The following is an 18,119-nucleotide window of genomic DNA, read 5'->3' as shown; positions in this document are numbered from 1 at the left end:
CGCCGCCAGAACGCATCCACGAGGTGGCCGGATCGGTCCGGCCACCTCTTTCCCATTGATGACAGCAGCAGCCGATGAATTTTCGTGAACGCCTCCAGGCCTGGCGCTACAATCTCGTGCCCGACCATCTGGTCGGCGAGATCCTGACCAAACGCTGGACCGACAACGCCATACCTTTCCTGGCGCTGGTGGCGACGCTCGGCGTGTTCGGCTCGATCATTCCGGGCTTCTTCAAGCTCACCTCGCTGCAGGAATCGACCCGCCAGCTGGGCGAGTTCTCGCTTGTGGTCATCGGCATGACCGTGGTGATGCTGGGCGGCGGCATCGATCTTTCGGTCGGCTCGATCTTCGCGCTGTCCTGCTTCTCGGCCGTCTACGTCTTCTTCATTCTTGAACAGTCGATCTGGCTGGCCCTGGCCGCGGCACTCTGCACGGGGCTCGTCTTCGGCGCCATCAATGGCTACCTCGTCGGCTATCTCAGGCTGCGCGCCTTCCTCACCACGCTGGTCACCTTCATTTTCGGGCGGGCGCTGTTCGACATCCTCGTCACCACCTATGCCGCCGACGTGCAGCTTTCCCAAGCGAGCTCCGATGTGCTCGACTTCATCGGCGACGGCACGTTCTGGGGTCTGTCGGTCTCGGTCTGGCTGGCAATCGTCCTCGCCATCGTCACGCATATCGCGCTGACGCGATCGCGCCCCGGCTGGCATGTGCTGGCGGTCGGCGGCTCCCGGCGCTCGGCGCATAATGCCGGCATCCGGGTGCGCCGCACCGTGTTCATGACCTATGTCTTCTCCGGCTTCTGCGCCTCGATCGGCGGCTTCCTGATCGCCTGCCGGTTGAGTGGGGCGGGGCCGGGCACCGGCCTCAATCTCGAGATCATGGCGCTGACGGCAGCGGTGGTCGGCGGCGTCAGCCTGGGCGGCGGACGCGGCTCTGTGGTCAAGGGCCTGATGGGCGCCATCATCGTGCTCACCATGACCAACGGCCTGATCCGGCTGGGTTACGGCACCGGCACCAACCAGATGGTGCTCGGGATCCTGCTCGCGGTCGCCGTCACCATCGACATCCGCTGGCTGAAGAACCGCCACAAGGTGCTGAACGAGGTCTATGTCGCGCCGGTCTACCTCAAGATGGGTGAGACGCAGGCCGCGTCGCCCGGCTCGGGCACGCCTTACGAGCTCGACAATCGGCTGTCGGCGGCCGACCATATCGGGCTTGGCGAACTCGAAGGACCCGAGGACGTCATCCTCGACCGCGACGACCATCTCTATTGCGGCACGCGCCATGGCGAGATCGTCCGCTTCTTCGCGCCTGGCTATGTGAAGTCGGAAGTGTTTGCCCATATCGGCGGCTTCCCGCTGGGCCTGGCCTTCGACAGGGAAGGCAATCTGATCAGCTGCGTCGGCGCCATGGGGCTCTATTCGGTCTCGCCGGAGCGGGACGTGAAGCGCCTGTCGGCCGAGACGACGCGCTCCTGGACCTCGATCGTCGACGATGCGCGGCTGCGCGATCCCAACGATTGCGATATCGCGCCGGACAGCCGTATCTATTTCACCGATTCCACCAAGCGCTATGACGCCCACGATTGGGCCTTGGACTCGATCGAGAACCGCGCCACGGGCCGCCTTCTGGTCTACGACCCGAAGGACGGTTCGACCAAGACGCTGCTCGACGGCTATCGCTACACCAACGGCGTGTGCATGGCGCATGACGGCAAGTCGCTGTTCTTCGCCGAAAGCTGGGCCTGCCGCGTGCACCGCTACTGGCTGGAAGGGCCTAAGGCCGGTACCGCCGAATGCGTCATCCGCGACATGCCGGGCTACCCCGACAACATCAATCGGGCTTCCGACGGCAATTACTGGATGGCCTGGCTCGGCATGCGCACACCGAGCTTCGACCTGTCGCTGCGCCACCCTGATATGCGCAAGCGCATGACGCGCCGCCTGCCGCAGGACGAATGGCTGTTCCCCAACATCAACACCGGCGGGGTGGTGAAGTTCAACGAGAAGGGCGGCATCGTCGAGACGCTCGGCGATCTTTCCGGCAACGCGCATCCGATGGTGACGTCGATGCGCGAGCACAAGGGTTATTTGTTCGTCGGCGGCATCCTCAACAACCGCATCGGGCGCTACAAGATCACCGGCGCGGATCCGAACTGGACAAGCCCCGCTTCCTATTGGGGAGGCAAGCCATGATCCTCGATCCGATCCTGGATGTCTTCCGCGGCAAGGCGGTCACCATACCGCCGCTCGACGGCGCCTTCCGTCCGAACACGCGGCTGGACGACGCGCCGGCCTTCGCCGCGCTGACCGAACCGGACAATCTGCTGGTCGCCGACGAGCGGCTGCTCGCATCCAGCGGCAACGCTGTCCTGGCGGTTGCGGCCGATTCTGAATCCGTCGTGGTCGAGACCTTTCAATCCCCCGTCACCGCGCTGGCGCTGTCACCAGCGGGCGAACTGACGGTCGGGCTGGAGAGCGGCAAGCTGGTCATCGCCGGCAAGGAGGTTTCGCTGCCGGCTGAAATCCGTTGCATCACCGCGCTTGCCTATGCCGATGACGGTACGCTTTGGCTGGCCAATGGTTCGGCACAGTATCTGCCGTCGCAATGGGCGGCCGACCTGATGAAGAAGGGCGCGTCCGGCTCGCTGTGGCGGCGCGGGCCAGGGGATGTCGGTTTCCAGAAGACCGCTGGCGACATTGCCTTTCCTTATGGGCTTCACCCACTCGGCAGCGATGTGCTGGTAAGCGAAAGCTGGCGCCATCAGCTTGTGCGCTTTGACGGCTTGAGCGGGAGCCGGTCGACAGTGCTGACGCATCTGCCCGGCTATCCCGCGCGGCTCTCGCCGGCCGGCGACGGTGGCGCCTGGCTGACGCTGTTTGCGCCGCGCAACCGGCTGATCGAATTCGTGCTGCAGGAAACGCATTATCGCCAGGACATGATCGACCAGGTGCCGCCGGCCTACTGGATCGCGCCGGCGCTGGCCTCCAACCGCAGTTTTCTCGAGCCGCTGCAATGCGGCGGCATCCGCACCATGGGCATCCACAAGCCGTGGTCGCCCAGCCGCTCCTACGGGCTCGTAGTCAGGCTCGACCGGACCCTGCAGCCGCAATTCAGCCTGCACAGCCGCGCCGACGGCACGCGCCACGGCATCTGCAGCGTCGCGGAACAGGACGGCCGCCTGTTCATCGCCTCGAAAGGCGGCGATTGCGTGCTTGCCGTCGACCTCGCTTCGGGAGGTTTCTGATGGAACCGATCGTCCGCCTCGAAAACGTCACCAAGACTTATCGCGGCGTGCCGGCGGTGAAGAATGTCAGCTTCGATCTGAGGAAAGGCGAGATCCACGCGCTGCTCGGCGAAAACGGCGCCGGCAAGTCGACGCTGACCAAGATCATTGCCGGCGTCGTCGACGCCACTTCGGGCAAGATGTTCCACAAGGGGCAAGAGATCGCTTACGCCTCGCCGCATGCCGCGCTGGAAGCCGGCATTGCCATGGTGTTCCAGGAGACCAGCCTGGTGCCGTCGATGACGGTGGCGCAGAACCTTTATCTCGGCACCGAGAAATTCCTCAACCGGCTGCGCGGCACCTACATCTCGGCGCAGCAATTCCTGCAGTCGCTGAATTTTCAGGTCGATCCGAACGCGATGGTGGCGACGCTTGGCGCGGCCAAGCGGCAGATGGTCGAGATCGCGCGCGCCGTCCACCACAATGCCGAGATCATCATCTTCGACGAGCCGACGGCGACGCTGACGCCTGAGGAGAAGCGCCATTTCTTCGCGCTGATCCGCCGGCTGAAGGCGCGCGGCGTGTCGATCGTCTTCATCAGCCATGCGCTGGAAGAGGCGCTGATGATCGCCGACCGCATCACCATCCTGCGCGACGGCGAACTGGTGATCACCGACGAGGCATCGGCCTTCGACCGCGACAGAATTGTCGCCGCCATGGTCGGGCGCTCGCTGTCGGGGCAGATCTACCGCCAGCGCGACGACACGAAATTGCGCAAGGCAGGCAAGAAGGTGCTGTCCGTGCAGGACATCTCGATGAGCAACATCGTGCGCAACAATTCCTTCTCGATCTTCGAGGGCCAGATCACCGGCGTGTTCGGGCTGATCGGCTCCGGCCGCACCGAGACCTTCAAGATCGTGTCGGGCATTTACAAGCGCGATTTTCGGCGCGGTGGCGCGATCGAGCTCGACGACAAGCCGGTGCGCTACCTCGTCCCGAGCGAGGCGGTGGCCGACGGCATCGTCTACGTCACCGAGGACCGCAAGAGCGAAGGCATCTTCGAGACGATGGGCATCGCCGAGAACCTGTTCGGCGGGCTGCTCGCAGCGGGCCGCGAAAAGGCCTGGGTGATCAACCAGCAGGAGATGCGGCAGCTTTCCGCCGAATGGACCAAGACGCTGAACATCAAGGCGATCAACGACAATGCTCGCGTCGTCGAGCTCTCCGGCGGCAACCAGCAGAAGGTGGTGATCGGCAAGGGACTGGTGCAGCAGCCGCGCATCGTCATCTTCGACGAGCCGACCCGTGGCGTCGATGTCGGCGCCATCGCCGAGATCCACCAGATCATCAACCGGCTGGCCGACGAAGGGCTTGCCGTCGTCGTCATCTCGTCCTACCTGCCGGAGATCATGAACCTTTCCGACCGCATCTTGGTCTGCCGCCAGGGCCGCATCGTCGAGGAGTTCTCGCCGGCGGAGGCGACGGAGGAGAAGATTATGTACGCGGCGGTGCACTAGGGTGGCAGGGGCATGGCCGACGATCGCACACCACGGGAGATTAGCCGAGGCGTCCGTCATTTCGTCATCCACGGGCGGAGCAAGGAGCGAAGCGACGCAGCGCAGACCCGAGGATCCATTCCGTGACTTTTAGGCGTCGCTACGGTCCAGAACTCTGCTCCGCTGCACCCTTCGTGCGAGGTCATGGCATGGATTCTCGGGTCTGCGCGCGTCGCTTCGCTCCTTGCTCCGCCCTAGAATGACGACGCTGAGGTGCTTCGGCCAATCTCCGCAGTCGCGTGCTTTCCCGCGCTAAAAACTAGCCGGACAAACTGCTTAGCCGTCTATGCGCAACCCTTGATTTAACGACCTCGACGGCGATTCAAACGAAAGGACCACACCATGGCCACTACAAAGCTGCTCAGTGATGCCGAGGTCGACAAAATCCCGGCGGTGAAGGCCGTGTTCGACGATATCCGCGCGACGCGGAAATCCGACTTCGTCAACAATTTCTGGCGTGGGCTGGCCAACGATCCGGCGGCGCTGAAGCGAGTGTGGGAGCAGCTGAAGGCGGTGATGGTCGCCGACAGCGCCATCGATCCGCTGACCAAGGAAATGATCTACATCGCGGTCTCAGTCGCCAATGGCTGTTCCTACTGCATCCACTCGCACACGGCCGCCGCGCGGGCCAAGGGCATGACCGACGCGCAACATGGCGAGCTGGTGTCGATCATCGGCCTGGCAGGGCAGACCAACCATCTGGTGACATCCCTGCAGATTCCAGTCGACCCGCAGTTCGAGGTGAAGTGAGTCGGGGGAGCGTCACGGCGTTTCCGTGTCGCTGCCAGCAAAAAAATATCGTCCGGCGGCGGCCGTTCGCGCATTTCACAGGCTTGTGTGCTTGAATCAAACTTTGCCCCGGCGCTGTTAAGGAAGTGACATGTAACGGCACTAAGGAAGCCGAACGCGCAGTCGTTCGCCCTTGGTTTCCGGCACGGCTTTCGCGGCGGAGCCGTCATGAAAATCGTTCAGATCACCGATACCCATTTCAGCCCGACCAAGCCGCATTTCAACGGCAATTGGGAGCCGCTGGCCGACTGGATCGAGCAAAGCGGCGCCGATCTCGTCATCCACACCGGCGATCTGACCGTCGACGGAGCCGACAAGGATGACGACATCAGCTTCTGCATGGGGCTGATGCGGGAGATATCCAAACCCATGCTGCTGGTGCCCGGCAACCACGACGTCGGCCATCTGCCGGGTTCGCTGCAGCCGGTCGATGCGGCACGGCTGGAGCGCTGGCGCCGCCTGGCCGGTCCTGACTGCTGGTCCGAGGATGCGGGAAACTGGCGGCTCATTGGGCTAAACAGCCAGGTGATGGGCTTCAACGATGCCGCGGAGGAAGCCCAGTTCGAATGGCTGCGGGAAACGCTGGAAAGCCGCGGCGGCCGCCGCGTCGCGATGTTTGCCCACAAGCCGCTTTTTGTCGACGATCCGGACGAAGGCGATACCGGCTATTGGAGCATCCGGCCGACCCAGCGCAGGCGTCTCTACGATCTGATCGCCGCCCACGACGTGGCCCTGCATGCGAGCGGCCACCTGCACTGGGCGTGGACGGGCAAATACGCCGGCACCTCCCTGGTATGGGGGCCGTCCGCCGCCTTCATCGTCGACACCATGGAACGCAAGATGCCGGGCGAACAACTGATCGGTGCCGTCATGCATCATTTTGATGACGCGGTCGCGAGCGAGATCGTCGCCGTTCCCGGCATGACCCTTCATGTTCTCGATGACGTGGTCGAGGAAGTCTATCCGCACGAGGCCCACAAGGTCCGCAGGAAGGCTGGGTGATGAGCGTGCTGTCGCTGCGTGGCCTGAGCAAGGCCTTTGCCGGCAACGCCGTCCTGAATGGCGTCAGCCTCGATGCGGAACCCGGCGAATTCATCGCCCTGGTCGGCCCGTCGGGGTGCGGGAAAAGCACCTTGCTGCGTATTCTCGCGGGGCTCGACCATGCCGATGCCGGTGAGATAATGGTCGGTGGCAAGGACATGTCGAACATTGCCGCGGCCAACCGGAACATCGCCATGGTGTTCCAGTCCTACGCGCTCTACCCGCATCTGACGGCTGGCCAGAACATCGCCGTCCCGCTTGCCATGAAGCGGCTGAGCCTCACGCAGCGCCTGCCGCTGATCGGCGCTTGGCTACCGGGCCAGGGGGAGATACGCGCCGGCATCGCGCGCGATGTGCGCGAGATGGCCGCCTTGCTGAAGATCGACCATCTGCTCGACCGCAAGCCCGGACAGATGTCTGGCGGGCAGAGGCAGCGCGTGGCGCTGGCGCGCGCGATGGTGCGCCATCCCAGCATCTTCCTCATGGATGAACCGCTTTCCAACCTGGATGCCAATCTGCGCGTCCATGCGCGCGGCGAGATCGTGGAATTGCACCGGCGCGCCGGTGTGCCAACGCTCTATGTGACGCATGACCAGGCCGAGGCGCTGTCGATGGCCGATCGCGTCGCCGTCATGATCGGCGGCCATCTGCTTCAGCTCGCCACGCCCGAGACGATCTACAACGACCCCACCCATATCGAGGTCGCGCGGTTCGTCGGCCAGCCGAGGATCAACATCCTGCAGGCGATCGCCGAAAACGGTCGTGTCGACTTCGAAGGCATGCGGCTGGCTTTGCTGGAGAAGGTGGCGAACGGCCCGATCAGCCTCGGCATTCGCCCGGAATTCGTCAAACTGTCCCCCAGCGGGCGGAGCGGCGTTGCCGGGCGGATTGAGCGGCTGGAATTCCTTGGCTCGGAAGTCATTGCCCATTGCCGGCTCGACATCTCCGGCGACAGCGTCATCGCCAAGCTGGCGCCGCAGGAGGCGAAGGACCTGATCGGCGGAATGCCGGTGGGCATCCTTCTGGCTCCTGAGCAGGCGATGGTCTTCGGGACTGAGGGACGCCGGCTGCGCATCGCGGAAGTGGCGGGCGCGCGGCAGGAGCCGGCCTATGTCTAGCGTCGCGCTGGCGGGCAATGTCCTGAGCGCCGCGGTACTGCGTGCGCGCAGCGAGGACCGGACCGCCTGGCTGCTGGCGCTGCCGGCGATCGTGCTGCTCTTCCTGTTCGTGCTGTTGCCGGTGGTTGCCGTCGTCTTTCTGGGCTTCACCGATTTCGAGCTCGGCTACGGCAAATTCCGTATCGTGGGCTTCGAGAACTACGCGCATCTGTTCAGCGACCGCACCTTCCGAAAATCGCTGTGGAACACCACTCTCTACACGGCGATGGTCGCCCCGGTCTCGATCGCGCTCGGCTTGGGTGTCGCGCTTCTGATCGAAGGCGAATTGCGCGCGCGGGCTTTCTTCCGCACCGTTTACTTCCTGCCCGTGGCCTCGCTGATCGTCGCGATGGCAACCGTCTGGCAGTATATCTTCCATCCGACTATCGGGCCGCTCAACGCGCTGCTTTCGCTTGTCGGCATTCCCGGCCCGAACTGGCTCGGCGCCTCGAACACCGTCCTCTACAGCCTGTCGATCATCGGCGTCTGGCAGTCGGTCGGCTTCAACATGGTGCTGTTCCTGGCCGGCCTGACGGCGATCCCGCGCGAGCTCTATGCAGCGGCTGAAGTCGACGGCGCGAAATCGGCGCTCGACCGGTTCTTCCTGGTCACCTGGCCGATGCTCGGGCCGACGACGCTGTTCGTCGTCACCATCAGCATCACCAATGCGGTTAAGGTTTTCGAGACCGTGAAGATGCTGACTGACGGAGGCCCGAACAAGGCGTCCGAAGTGCTCCTCTTCACCATCTACCAGGAGGGCTTCGTCTATATGCGCGTCGGCTATGCGTCGGCGATGACGGTGGTTTTCCTGGCGATCCTCGTCGTTTTGATGTTCCTGCAGTATCGCGTCCTCGACCGGCGGGTACACTACACATGATCAGCATTCCGGTCGGCCGTATCGTCCGCTTCACGCTGCTTTCGCTCGGTGCGCTGATGATTCTGGCGCCCTACATCTTCATGATCTCGACCGCCGGCAAGACGCAGAGCGACATCTTCACCGCGGCGCTTTCGCTGATCCCGCAGCCCCCCTTCTTCGCTGAGAATTTCGCCAAGGCGCTGGAGAGGGTGCCAATGGCAACGCTGCTGTGGAACGGCGTCGTGGTGTGCGGGCTGATCTTCTTCTTCCAGGTCGCGGTCGCGATCCCTTGCGCCTACGCGATGGCCAAGTTGAAGTTTCGCGCGGCGCGCGTGATGATGGTGCTGGTCATGCTCGGCCTTCTGGTTCCCATCCATGCGACCGCTCTGCCGCTCTATGTCGTCTTCGACAAATTGTCGCTGCTCAACAGCTACACCGCGCTGGTCGCTCCGTTCACGATCTCGGTGTTCGCGATCTTCATGTTCCTGCAGTTCTTCCGCGCCATGCCCGACGACCTCATCCACGCGGCGCGGCTCGACGGCATGTCGGAGCTCGGCATCATCGCGCGCGTTATCGTGCCCAACGCCTGGCCGGCCGTCACCGCCTTCGCGATCTTTTCCGTCGTCGCGCACTGGAACGATCTCTACTGGCCGCTGATCGTCATCAGCAAGCAGGCCTACGCCACGCCGCCGCTCGGCCTGATGTATTTCCGCGCCGCGGAAGCGGGCGACGACTACGGTGCGCTGATGGCCGCGACGCTGATCATCACCCTTCCTCTCGTCGTCGCCTTCCTGCTCGCGCAGAAGCGCTTCGTCGAAGGCATCACCATGACCGGTCTCAAAGGCTGACCGGCCAACAAGGAGCACGAGCAATGAAGCATTTCTCCAGGATTATTGCCATGGCGGCGGTGTCGCTGGCATCGGCCCTTCCGGCCTATGCCGACACGACACTGACGGTCCACTATCCGATGCCCGGTTTCTTCAAGAACGTGATGGACACGATCTCGAAGAAGTTCATGGAAGAGAATCCCGACATCAAGATCCAGTTCGCCAGCCCGTCCGCGACCTATGAGGAAGGCATCCAGACCATTCTTCGTCAGGCCGGCACCGACGAGATGCCCGACATCACCTTCATCGGCCTCAATCGCCTGCGCATGCTCAACGAGCGCGATGTCGCCGTCGACCTCGGGCCGCTGGTGAAGAAGGACGGCAACATGGCCGAGCAAGGCTTCTCCGACACCATACTGAAGCTCGCGCAGGTGAACGGCAAGCAGATCGGGCTGGCCTTCGCCACCTCCAATCCGATCATGTATTACAACGCCGACCTGGTGAAGGCGGCCGGTGGCGATCCGGACAATCCGCCCAAGACCTGGGACGAGGTGATCGCCCTTGGCGGCAAGATCAAGGCGCTCGGCAACGGTGTCGACGGCATCGACTTCCGCTGGCAGGGCGATGATTGGATGTTCTCGGCGCTGCTGTTTGGCGCCGGGGGCAAGATGCTGAACGGCGACGAGAGCAAGGTCGCCTTCAACAGTCCAGAAGGCGAGAAGGCTGTCGAGCTTATCGAGCGGATGGTGAAGGAAGGCGGCATGCCGGTCTTCACCAAGCCGGCGGGGGAGCAGGCTTTCGCGGCCGGCAAGGTCGGCTTCGAATTCCAGACCACAGGCGCGCTGGTCAACACGATCAAGAATGTCGGCGACAAGTTCACGCTGCGCACGGCCAAGATCCCGCTGATCGATCCGGTCAATGGCCATTTGCCGACCGGCGGCAATGCGGTGGTCATCCTGACCAAGGACACCGCTAAGCAGGAAGCCGCCTGGAAGTTCGCCAAGTTCGCCGCCGGCCCGTACGGCGCGTCGGTGGTGGTGCCCGGCACCGGCTATGTCCCCAACAACGAACTCGCCGCGAAATCACCTGATTATCTCGGCGATTTCTACAAGAAGAACCCGCTGTTCCAGGCCGGCCTCAGCCAGATGCCGCTGATGGTTCCGTGGTACGCCTTCCCGGGCACCAACGGAGTCAAGGTGACGCAGACCATCGTCGACAATCTGTCCCGCATCGTCGACCAGTCGGCGACGCCGAAGGAAGCGCTTGCCGACGCCGCGAGCGACGTCGAAGGCATGTTGCCGACGCAATAACTGCTTGCTCCGCAAGCCGTCGCGCCTACCGGCGCGGCGGCTTTCCGAAGCGCTATACCGGCCGGTAAACCTTCTCCGCCGTGTTCCAGAAGATGTCCGCCTCGGCCTTGGCGCCGTGTCCGGCAACCGCAGCGCGGTGCGCCTTGATCAGCTCGGCATGGCTGGTCCACAGCTTTTCGATCGGGAAGTTCGAGCCGAACATCAGATGGTCAGCCCCGAGGATTTCGATCGCGTTGTCGACGATGTAAGCGATCAGATCCGGGTCGTTGCGGTGAACGAAAGTGCCGAGCCCCGAGAGCTTGGCGTAGAAATTGGGCGCGGCCGATAGCGTGCGGAGACCTGCCTTCCAGGCTTCTGTCGTTTCGGGCGCCATATCGGTCAGCATGCCGGCATGGGTGAGGATGAAATCGGTTTCGGGGTTCTCGCCGACAAGCGTCAGACCATCTTTCATCTGGGCGGGGAAAAGCTGCAGGTCGAAGGAGAGGCCGTAGTCCTTCAGCCGCGCCACGTTGGCGCGCACCTTGGGATCGATCACCTGATCGGCCGAAGCGGCGAAGCGGAAGGCGGGCGTCTCGTGCCAGTGAAGCTGCATGCGCACGCCGCGAAGCAGCTTGTACTTCATCAGCCGGTCGATCTGCGGGCGGACGTCGTCGACCGTCATGTCGGCGTAGCCGACGATGGCGTGCGGCCAGCCGGTTTCGTCGGCTGTCTTCTGCAGGAAGACGACTTCCTTCTCGAAATCCTCCTTGGCCCAGTTGGTCTGGACATAGACGGCTTTCTCGACGCCGGAGCCTTTCTGGTCTTCGAGGAATTCGGTGATCGGATAGTCGCGGCGGATCGGCTCGTAGGGGCCGAAGATGCGCGGCACCATGGGGCCGACCAGCCAGGGCTGGTCCTTTTGGCGCCAGATGTGGAAATGCGCGTCGATGGCTTTCTGCATCACGATACCCTTTTCCAGATGACTGAAGCCGCAGGCGCAGGACGGGCGAGCGACAGGATGAAATCGGTCAGGCTGCCCACCGACGAGCCGTCGACCAGGTCGTCGAGCGCCGGCAGGATGGCGCGGAGTGCCGACGTTGCGGGCCGAAAGCGCGGATCGCCGGCGAGCGGCGTCGCCAGCGACAGCCGGAAAGCGCGGGCGCTGAACCGGCGCATCGCGGTTTCGAGGTCGGAATGGTCGCCGCGTTCCAGGCCATCGGACAGGATGACGACGCAGGCGCCGCGCGCGAAGGCGGAGAAGCGCGGCACCGAAAGGAAGGCAAGCAATGTCGGCCCCATGCGGGTGCCGCCGTCCCAATCGTCGACAAGCGCCGCGGCGCGGGCAAGCGCTTGCTCGCGGTCACGAATGCGCAGCGCCGAGGTGATGCGGGTGAGGCGCGTGCCGAAGGTGAAGACTTCGGCGCGGTCCACGCCCTGCACGGCCGCGTGGGCCAGCTTGAGGTAGTCGGCCGTGTGCAGCTTCATCGAGCCTGAGACATCGATGAGCAGGAGCAGTTTTCGCGATACGGTCTGGCGACGGCGCAGCTGCGGCGCGGGGATGTCGCCATCGGCGCTGACGATTTCGCTGAGCGAGCGGCGGAGATCGAGTGTGCCGCGCGAGCGGGTGCGCGCGGTGCGAAAGGAACGGCGCGCGGGCAGGGCGCATGCGAGCCTGCGGCGGAATGAGCCAAGGCCATCGGAATCGCGCTGGAAGTCGCGTGCGCTCAACTGCTCGAGCGCTGAGGACAGTTCGCCGCCCTTTTCCTGGCGAGTGACCTGATTTTCTTCCTCCCGCGCGCCGCGATCGTCCTTGACGCGGGTTTCGTCGTCATCTTCGCCTTCGATCGAAGGCTTGGCGTCGCCGTAGAAGTAGCCGCGAAAGTGCGCGTCGAATTCGCTGCGGCGGTCGGGCGAGGGCGCCAGCGTGGCAAGGGCTGCTTCGCGGATGTCGTTCATCGAGCGCGGTCCGAGCAGGGTGACTGCCTGCATGAAGCTAGTTACCTGTTCGGGTGCGATGGCGAAGGCGTGACGGCGCAGCAGGCGGGCGAAGCCCAGAAAAGGCGCAGCGGCACGAGGCAAGCTTTCCCCACGCATCATTCCTTCGCGCCCCCCTCTGTCCTGCCGGACATCTCCCCCACGAGGGGGGAGATTAGCAGCGTTGGCGCGCCGCTCAATTCTGCCAGGCTAAAGATTGGCGAAAGCCGGCGCGACATCTGATCTCCCCCCTTGTGGGGGAGATGTCCGGCAGGACAGAGGGGGGCGCTGTCCCGCCAGCGCTGAGAGATAGGCGCGCAATGCCGATTGCTCATCACCCCAGCGCCTCCTCGACAATCCTCCCCAGCTCCGGCGCGATCGCCGAAAAATCCTCCTCGTCCTTGATCAGCACGCCGATGGCTCGGCGGAAGGCTTCCGGCCACGGGCTGCCGCCTTTTTCGAGGATGGTCGCGGCATTCGCCCATTCGACCGCTTCGGCGATGCCGGGCGGCTTGGCCAGCGGCCGCGCGCGGATCTCCTGCACGGCATTGGCCACCGCGCGCGCCGTCGCTTCGGCGACGTGGCCCGAGCGCAGCATGATGATCTCGGCCTCGCGCTGGGCGTCGGGATAGCCGATCCAGTGATAGACGCAGCGCCGGCGCAGCGCCTCGGCAAGCTCGCGGGTGCGGTTCGAGGTCAGGATGACGATGGGCTGCGCCGCGGCGCGAATCGTGCCGCGCTCCGGAATGCTGATCTGGAAATCGGAGAGGAATTCCAAGAGCAGCGCCTCGAACTCGTGGTCGGAACGATCGATCTCGTCGACCAGAAGCACGCGTTGCTCCGGCGACCGCAAAACTTGCAGCAGCGGCCGGGCGATCAGGAAGCGGTCGTCATAGATGTCGATCTCGTGCTCGCCGGCATGGCGGATGGCGAGCAACTGGCGCTGGTAGTTCCACTCGTAAAGCGCATGCCCGGCGTCGATGCCTTCATAGCATTGCAGGCGCACCAGCTCGCGGCCGAGGAGTTCGGCGACCGCCTTCGCGGCTTCGGTCTTGCCGACGCCCGGCGCGCCCTCGAGCAGCAGCGGCTTGCCCAGGCGGATCGCCAGGAAGATCGCGGTGGCAAGGCTGTCGTCAGCCAGATAGCGCGAGGCGGCAAGGCGCGCTGCTATCGCCTCCGGCGAAGCCGCGACCTCAATGGCGTCGGCGCTGGTCATCTTCCCCTCAGCCCGCCGCCTGCGCCTTCAGCGCGCGCAGGATGCGCTCCGGCGTGATCGGCAGCGTGTCGATGCGCACGCCGACCGCGTCGAAGACGGCATTGGCGACGGCCGGGATTTGCGGGTTGGCGCACATCTCGCCCGGCCCCTTGGCGCCGAACGGCCCGTCGGCGGAAGGGCGCTCCAGCACGATGATCTCGGTCTCGGCTAGGTCGCCGGGACCGGGCATCAGATACTGGTTGAAGTCGGTGCCGCCATGGTCGCGGTTCGGATAATAGGGTTCGGTCGTCTCGTAGAGCGCGTGGCTGATTCCCATCCAGGAGCCGCCGACCAACTGCTGCTCGACCATCTTCGGATTGAGCGCGCGGCCGATCTCGAAGACGTTCTTGACCGTCAGCACCGTTACTTCGCCGGTCTCGTCGTCGACCTCGACCTCAGCCACCGTGCAGGCATGGGCGTAGCAGGTCGAGGGCTTCATCGCCCCGGTCTCTTTCTCCGGGTAGGAGCGCGGGATCAGGAACATGCCGCGGCCCGAGATCGAGCGGCCGCGCTTGAAATGCGCGGACAACGCAACATCGAAGATCGAGATCGATTTCTGCGGCGCGCCCTTCACCTGTATGTTGCCCTGGCCGTCGGTCTCGAGGTCGGAGGCGTTCACCTCCAGCTCTTCGGCGGCCACTTCCAGCATCACCTGACGGGCTTCCTTGGCGGCCTGGATGACGGCATTGCCGGCGCGGTGCGTGCCGCGCGAGGCGAAAGTGCCCATGCAGTGCGGACCGGTGTCGGTGTCGGCGGTGTCGATGATGACGCGGTCGGTCGGCACGCCGATCGTCTCGGCGCAGATCTGCGCCATGATCTGCTTCATGCCCTGGCCGAGATCGACACTGGAGAGCGTCACCATGAAATTGCCGGTCGGCGTCGAATGGACCAGCGCCTGAGTCGGGTCGCCGCCGAGGTTCATGCCGGTCGGATAGTTGATCGCGGCGACGCCGCGTCCACGCCGGATCGCCATCTCAGGCTTCCTTCCTGTAGGAGGACATCGCCATGTATTTTTCCGCCACCGGCCAGTTGGCGGCGCGCGAGGCTTCCTGCATGCATTCGATCAGCGCGGCACCCTCGGTCGGCTGGCGATGCGCCTTCATGTCGCCGTCGCGATATGCGTTGATGAAGCGGAATTCGAGCGGGTCCATGCCGATCAGCCGGGCCAGCTTGTCCATCTGCACCTCCAGCGCGAAGTCGCCGATGGTGACGCCGAAGCCGCGCATGGCGGAGGAGGGGGTGCGGTTGGTGTAGACGCAGTAGGTGTCGATCCAGACATTCGGGATCGTGTAGGGCCCGGGATAGTGCGCCGCGCCCTTCTGCGCGCCGTAGGGCGAGTGGCGCGAATAGGCGCCGGCATCGGTGTAGCCGGTCACCTTGCGCGCGACGATGCGGCCGTCCTTCATGACGCCGTCCTTGATGATTACCTTTTCGGCGGCGCGCGGCGAGGAGATCTGCATCTCCTCCTCACGGCTGTAGATAAAACAGACCGGGCGTCCGGTTAGCTTGGCGGCGAGGATGGCGATCGGCTCGACGATGACGTCGACCTTGCCGCCAAAACCGCCGCCGACCGTGCCGCCGACGAAATGCAATTTGCTGCCCGACATCTGCAGGATGATCGAGGTGTTGTCGAGGGTGAAGAACATCGCCTGCGTGTTGGTGTAGCAGGTGAAGCGGTCGTTGCCTTCTGGCGTCACCACGCAGCCCGTCGTCTCGGTCGGCGCATGCTCGATCGGCGAGGACTGATAGGACTGTTCGAGGATGTGATCGGCCTGGGCAAAGCCAGCCTCGACATCGCCGAAGCGCACCTTGCGGCATTCGCCGCTGTCATAGAGGTAATAGTTCTGGCCGTGATATTCGTTGACCAAGGGCGCGCCGGGCTTCAGCGCTTCCTCCATGTCGAAGACCGCCGGCAGCACCTCATAGTCGACCTTGACCTTGGCGGCGGCTTCCTGCGCCGCGCGCTCGGTCTCGGCCAGCACCGCCACCACGGCCTCGCCCTTCCAGCGCACCTTGCCGTCGGCGAGCACGGTTTCGTCCTCGGGACCGATCTGGATCAGGATCAGGATGGTGTAGACATTGTGCGGCACGTCCTTGGCGGTCAGTACCTTGACGACGCCCGGGTGCTTTTCCGCTTGCGACGTGTCGATCGAGCGGATGCGGGCATGGTGGTGCGGGCTGCGCACCATCTTCAGATGCAGCATGCCCGGGAAGTTCCGGTCGGCGAAATAGGCGGTCTTGCCGGTGACATGTCCGGGGGAATCGAGCCGCGGGCGGCCCTGGCCGATCTCATGCAGGCCGTCCTTGCGGACATCGGCGAAATAGTCCTTGCGCAGTTCCATGGCTCGGTCCCTCAGGCGGCGTTCTGCGAGTTGGCGCGCGCGGCGGTCAGCACCGCCTGGATGATCGGCTCATAGCCGGTGCAGCGGCAGATGTTGCCGGACAGCGCCTCGACCACATCCTCGCGGCTCGGGTTCGGCGTGCGGTCGAGCAGCACTTTTGCCGCCATGATCATGCCCGGCGTGCAGAAGCCGCATTGCGTGGCGAAGGCATCGAGGAAAGCGCGCTGCAGCGGATGAAGCACGCCGCCTTCGGCAAGGCCGGCGGTCGTCTTGATGTCAGCGCCGCCGCAGGTTTCAGCCAGCGTCAGGCAGGAGAGCCGCAATTCGCCATCGATAATGACCGAGCAGGCGCCGCAGGTGCCCTGATGACAGCCGCCCTTGGGCGATGTGTCGCCGATCTTGTCGCGCAGCGCGTGGAGCAGCGTCGCGCCGCTTTCGACGAACTCGGCTTTTTCGGAGCCGTTGAGTGTGAATTGAACCGGGACCTTCGTCATTTTTCCTCCCTGCGCGCCTGCCCGGATCGGCCGGACAGACGCGCGTCCCCCACCGATATTATTCAAGCAGCAGCCGGCCGAGATAGACCGGCAGAACCTCGGCGCGATACCAGGCGCTGGCGATCGGATCGGTGATCGGCGCGATGCCTTCGCCCGCGGCCGCCAGCGCCGGCGCGATCTCCTGCGGCGTGAGCTTGCAGCCGAGCAGCGCCTTTTCGGCCGCTAAAGCGCGTATCGGCCGATCGGCCATGCAGCCCAGCGCGATCCGCGCCGAGGTCACCGTGCCGTCCGGCGCGAGTTCCAGAAGCGCGGCGATGCTCAGCACCGACACACCCTTCGGCTTGACGCGCGACACTTTCAGGAAGCGGAAGCTTTCAGCCTTGGGCAATGAAAAGGTGGCAGCGGTGACGATGGCGCGGCTGGTATCGCGGCCGGCCAGGAAGGTCTCGACTGCCAGTTCGCCGTCTTCGGTGACGACGGTCGCGTCCAGCGCCAGCAGCGCGACGGCGAAATCGCCATAAGGGGCAGGGGCGAACAGATTGCCGCCGACGGTTGCCATGTTGCGGATCGCAGGCCCGCCGACAGCGCGCGCGGCAGGCGCGAGCGCGGTGAGTTCGGGATGGCGGGCAATCGCGGCCATGGTGACCGAAGCGCCGAGCCGGACCTTGCCGCCGGAAACCGCGATCTGCGAAAGGCCGGGATCGATGACGCGGATCAGGCTGGAGATGGAAACGTCGCCTTCATTGGCGGCGCGGATCACCAGCGTGCCGCCGCCGAGATAACGCGTGCCGGCGGGACGCAAGGCGGCATTGGCGTCTTTCACGCTCGAAAAAGTTTGCAGCGCAAGCGACATGGCAGGCTCCCGTCAGCTCTGGCCAGCGAAATGACTTTTCAAAGCGTTGAAGCCGCCCTGGAAGACGTTGGCGCCCATGCCCTCGGCCAGCCTGTCGGCCTCCTCCGGTGCTGCGTCGAAGCTTGCGCTCCATTCGGCGTAGGTGCGGTTACCGTCGGTGACGCGCCGCAACTGCAGCGTCGCCTTGTGATTGGTGAGCGGCTGCGGCGTTTCCAGGATCGAGTAGCTGACCAGGAAATTGTCGTCGGAGAAGTCGAGCAGCTTTTCGCGCAGCCGAGCGCCGCTGACCAGTTGGAAGTTGCGCACGCAGCCGATCGCGGTGGCGTCCTTGCCGTCCTCGATATGGCTTTCCACCATGCGCGGATGCCAGTTCGGCAGGCCGTTGAAGTCGCGGATGTGCGCCCAGACCTGCTCGACCGGCGCATCGATGACGCTGGAAATGGTGACTTTCGCCATA

General features: G+C 64.4%; 17 protein-coding genes. 9 read left to right on the top strand and 8 right to left on the bottom strand.

Annotated elements, in window-relative coordinates; translation table 11 throughout:
• The first annotated feature begins 74 nt into the window (after positions 1-74).
• The 9 genes from FJ418_RS15855 (at position 75) to FJ418_RS15815 (ending at position 10,765) form a co-directional block, all read left to right on the top strand.
• On the top strand, positions 75-2,198 hold the full coding sequence (locus FJ418_RS15855) for an SMP-30/gluconolactonase/LRE family protein (protein ID WP_140867076.1): 2,124 nt from the start codon (positions 75-77) through the stop codon (positions 2,196-2,198).
• Complete coding sequence (locus FJ418_RS15850) at positions 2,195-3,250, top strand: hypothetical protein (protein ID WP_140867073.1); 1,056 nt, start codon at positions 2,195-2,197, stop codon at positions 3,248-3,250. The genes FJ418_RS15855 and FJ418_RS15850 overlap by 4 nt, the downstream gene beginning before the upstream one ends.
• Positions 3,250-4,746, top strand: coding sequence for a sugar ABC transporter ATP-binding protein (locus tag FJ418_RS15845; protein ID WP_140706532.1), 1,497 nt, complete (start codon positions 3,250-3,252; stop codon positions 4,744-4,746). The genes FJ418_RS15850 and FJ418_RS15845 overlap by 1 nt, the downstream gene beginning before the upstream one ends.
• 381 nt (positions 4,747-5,127) lie before the next feature.
• Positions 5,128-5,535: a carboxymuconolactone decarboxylase family protein gene (locus FJ418_RS15840; RefSeq protein WP_140656847.1), complete on the top strand. Its 408-nt coding sequence runs from the start codon at positions 5,128-5,130 to the stop codon at positions 5,533-5,535.
• A gap of 207 nt (positions 5,536-5,742) precedes the next feature.
• Entirely contained in the window at positions 5,743-6,576 is an 834-nt protein-coding gene (locus FJ418_RS15835; RefSeq protein ID WP_140867070.1) for a metallophosphoesterase, read from the top strand.
• Positions 6,576-7,733: an ABC transporter ATP-binding protein gene (locus FJ418_RS15830; protein WP_140867067.1), complete on the top strand. Its 1,158-nt coding sequence runs from the start codon at positions 6,576-6,578 to the stop codon at positions 7,731-7,733. The genes FJ418_RS15835 and FJ418_RS15830 overlap by 1 nt, the downstream gene beginning before the upstream one ends.
• Positions 7,726-8,649, top strand: coding sequence for a sugar ABC transporter permease (locus FJ418_RS15825; protein ID WP_140656854.1), 924 nt, complete (start codon positions 7,726-7,728; stop codon positions 8,647-8,649). The genes FJ418_RS15830 and FJ418_RS15825 overlap by 8 nt, the downstream gene beginning before the upstream one ends.
• Complete coding sequence (locus FJ418_RS15820; protein ID WP_140867064.1) at positions 8,646-9,476, top strand: carbohydrate ABC transporter permease; 831 nt, start codon at positions 8,646-8,648, stop codon at positions 9,474-9,476. Before FJ418_RS15825 ends, FJ418_RS15820 begins: the two co-directional genes overlap by 4 nt.
• A gap of 23 nt (positions 9,477-9,499) precedes the next feature.
• Positions 9,500-10,765 (top strand): ABC transporter substrate-binding protein, encoded by a 1,266-nt coding sequence (locus FJ418_RS15815; RefSeq protein ID WP_140828805.1) that lies wholly within the window; start codon positions 9,500-9,502, stop codon positions 10,763-10,765.
• Between the two features lie 52 nt (positions 10,766-10,817).
• Here the strand turns inward: FJ418_RS15815 and FJ418_RS15810 are convergent, their stop codons facing one another.
• From FJ418_RS15810 to FJ418_RS15770, 8 genes are all read right to left on the bottom strand, one after another.
• Positions 10,818-11,705 (bottom strand): amidohydrolase, encoded by an 888-nt coding sequence (locus FJ418_RS15810; protein WP_181166958.1) that lies wholly within the window; start codon positions 11,703-11,705, stop codon positions 10,818-10,820.
• Positions 11,705-12,841 carry a VWA domain-containing protein gene (locus tag FJ418_RS15805; protein WP_140867058.1) on the bottom strand — a complete coding sequence of 379 codons (1,137 nt, stop codon included), beginning with the start codon at positions 12,839-12,841 and terminating at the stop codon, positions 11,705-11,707. Before FJ418_RS15805 ends, FJ418_RS15810 begins: the two co-directional genes overlap by 1 nt.
• Positions 12,842-13,052: 211 nt before the next feature.
• A complete protein-coding gene (locus FJ418_RS15795) occupies positions 13,053-13,934 on the bottom strand; it encodes a MoxR family ATPase (RefSeq protein WP_140867055.1) in 882 nt (293 codons plus the stop codon).
• Positions 13,935-13,941: 7 nt separating this feature from the next.
• Positions 13,942-14,946, bottom strand: a complete 1,005-nt coding sequence (locus FJ418_RS32565; RefSeq protein WP_073985327.1) for a molybdopterin cofactor-binding domain-containing protein — start codon at positions 14,944-14,946, stop codon at positions 13,942-13,944.
• Between the two features lies 1 nt (position 14,947).
• Positions 14,948-16,315 (bottom strand): xanthine dehydrogenase family protein molybdopterin-binding subunit, encoded by a 1,368-nt coding sequence (locus tag FJ418_RS32560; RefSeq protein ID WP_140867052.1) that lies wholly within the window; start codon positions 16,313-16,315, stop codon positions 14,948-14,950.
• Positions 16,316-16,326: 11 nt separating this feature from the next.
• Complete coding sequence (locus FJ418_RS15780) at positions 16,327-16,809, bottom strand: (2Fe-2S)-binding protein (protein ID WP_140867049.1); 483 nt, start codon at positions 16,807-16,809, stop codon at positions 16,327-16,329.
• 58 nt (positions 16,810-16,867) lie between these two features.
• A complete protein-coding gene (locus FJ418_RS15775) occupies positions 16,868-17,662 on the bottom strand; it encodes an FAD binding domain-containing protein (RefSeq protein WP_140867047.1) in 795 nt (264 codons plus the stop codon).
• Positions 17,663-17,674: 12 nt separating this feature from the next.
• The gene (locus tag FJ418_RS15770) at positions 17,675-18,118 is read right to left on the bottom strand and encodes an SRPBCC family protein (RefSeq protein ID WP_140867044.1); all 444 of its coding nucleotides are present in this window, start codon (positions 18,116-18,118) and stop codon (positions 17,675-17,677) included.
• Between the last annotated feature and the right edge of the window lies 1 nt (position 18,119).

The organism is Mesorhizobium sp. B2-8-3 (assembly GCF_006440815.1).
Classification (GTDB): domain Bacteria; phylum Pseudomonadota; class Alphaproteobacteria; order Rhizobiales; family Rhizobiaceae; genus Mesorhizobium.
The sequence above is the reverse complement of the archived record's forward strand: the minus strand, read 5'-3'. Positions and strand labels throughout refer to the sequence as shown.

Bases quoted from the DNA above. Each gene is read 5' to 3' on its own strand.
- FJ418_RS15815 (WP_140828805.1), top strand. From the start codon at position 9,500: ATGAAGCATTTCTCCAGGATTATTGCCATGGCGGCGGTGTCGCTGGCA.
- FJ418_RS15845 (WP_140706532.1), top strand. From the start codon at position 3,250: ATGGAACCGATCGTCCGCCTCGAAAACGTCACCAAGACTTATCGCGGC.
- FJ418_RS15840 (WP_140656847.1), top strand. From the start codon at position 5,128: ATGGCCACTACAAAGCTGCTCAGTGATGCCGAGGTCGACAAAATCCCG.
- FJ418_RS15805 (WP_140867058.1), bottom strand. From the start codon at position 12,841: ATGATGCGTGGGGAAAGCTTGCCTCGTGCCGCTGCGCCTTTTCTGGGC.
- FJ418_RS15770 (WP_140867044.1), bottom strand. From the start codon at position 18,118: ATGGCGAAAGTCACCATTTCCAGCGTCATCGATGCGCCGGTCGAGCAG.
- FJ418_RS15850 (WP_140867073.1), top strand. From the start codon at position 2,195: ATGATCCTCGATCCGATCCTGGATGTCTTCCGCGGCAAGGCGGTCACC.
- FJ418_RS32565 (WP_073985327.1), bottom strand. From the start codon at position 14,946: ATGGCGATCCGGCGTGGACGCGGCGTCGCCGCGATCAACTATCCGACC.
- FJ418_RS15810 (WP_181166958.1), bottom strand. From the start codon at position 11,705: ATGCAGAAAGCCATCGACGCGCATTTCCACATCTGGCGCCAAAAGGAC.
- FJ418_RS15835 (WP_140867070.1), top strand. From the start codon at position 5,743: ATGAAAATCGTTCAGATCACCGATACCCATTTCAGCCCGACCAAGCCG.
- FJ418_RS32560 (WP_140867052.1), bottom strand. From the start codon at position 16,315: ATGGAACTGCGCAAGGACTATTTCGCCGATGTCCGCAAGGACGGCCTG.
- FJ418_RS15825 (WP_140656854.1), top strand. From the start codon at position 7,726: ATGTCTAGCGTCGCGCTGGCGGGCAATGTCCTGAGCGCCGCGGTACTG.
- FJ418_RS15775 (WP_140867047.1), bottom strand. From the start codon at position 17,662: ATGTCGCTTGCGCTGCAAACTTTTTCGAGCGTGAAAGACGCCAATGCC.
- FJ418_RS15795 (WP_140867055.1), bottom strand. From the start codon at position 13,934: ATGACCAGCGCCGACGCCATTGAGGTCGCGGCTTCGCCGGAGGCGATA.
- FJ418_RS15855 (WP_140867076.1), top strand. From the start codon at position 75: ATGAATTTTCGTGAACGCCTCCAGGCCTGGCGCTACAATCTCGTGCCC.
- FJ418_RS15820 (WP_140867064.1), top strand. From the start codon at position 8,646: ATGATCAGCATTCCGGTCGGCCGTATCGTCCGCTTCACGCTGCTTTCG.
- FJ418_RS15830 (WP_140867067.1), top strand. From the start codon at position 6,576: ATGAGCGTGCTGTCGCTGCGTGGCCTGAGCAAGGCCTTTGCCGGCAAC.
- FJ418_RS15780 (WP_140867049.1), bottom strand. From the start codon at position 16,809: ATGACGAAGGTCCCGGTTCAATTCACACTCAACGGCTCCGAAAAAGCC.